Raw genomic sequence first — 679 nt, forward strand, 5'->3', positions numbered from 1 at the left:
GGGGTGAAGTCGTAACAAGGTAGCCGTATCGGAAGGTGCGGCTGGATCACCTCCTTTCTAAGGAAATACCCGRRCCCGATGAGGTTCGGATAAACTTGGCAGTTTATCGCTTACTCGTTGTCAGTTTTGAAAGAKTAATCATCTTTCAATGYAAGTCAAGTCATCCGTTTGGTGGCGATGGCGGAGGTGAACCACGCGTTCCCATACCGAACACGACCGTTAAGCCCTTCAGCGCCGATGGTACTTAGACCGCAGGGTCTTGGGAGAGTAGGACGTCGCCAAGCAGGTGTTATRTTTTACACCTATGCAGCAGCCGTAAGGCTCCGCTGTGATTTACTTTGCACCTTGAAAACTGGATAACGAAAGAAAAGAATTGCTGAAACATCCTTTAGCTACATTGATTTAATTGTTAGTGAAGGTTGTTCGTGATTGATGCGACTTCTTTTCGTTTTGTTTCAACTATTTGATGTCTTAGGAGATCAGAGAAACAAAATGAAAACGGCGCACAAGCCGAATCAACCGGAACGATAGGTTAAGCTAGTAAGAGCGCACGGAGGATGCCTAGGCACCAGGAGCCGAAGAAGGACGTGGCGAACAACGATACCGCCCCGGGGAGCCGTAAGCAGGCATTGATCCGAGGATTTCCGAATGGGGAAACCCAGCTATCGTAATGGATAGT

3 rRNA genes are annotated in these 679 nt (G+C 48.2%); all 3 read left to right on the plus strand.

What is annotated here, in order from left to right:
* Positions 1 to 57: ribosomal RNA gene (locus AC1DM9_RS34385) — 16S ribosomal RNA — on the plus strand; the annotation flags it as partial.
* 110 nt (positions 58 to 167) lie between these two features.
* Positions 168 to 284, plus strand: a 5S ribosomal RNA gene (gene rrf, locus AC1DM9_RS34390).
* 246 nt (positions 285 to 530) lie between these two features.
* Positions 531 to 679: ribosomal RNA gene (locus AC1DM9_RS34395) — 23S ribosomal RNA — on the plus strand; the annotation flags it as partial.

The sequence above is a fragment of the Paenibacillus sp. 01T431 genome (genome assembly GCF_056398625.1).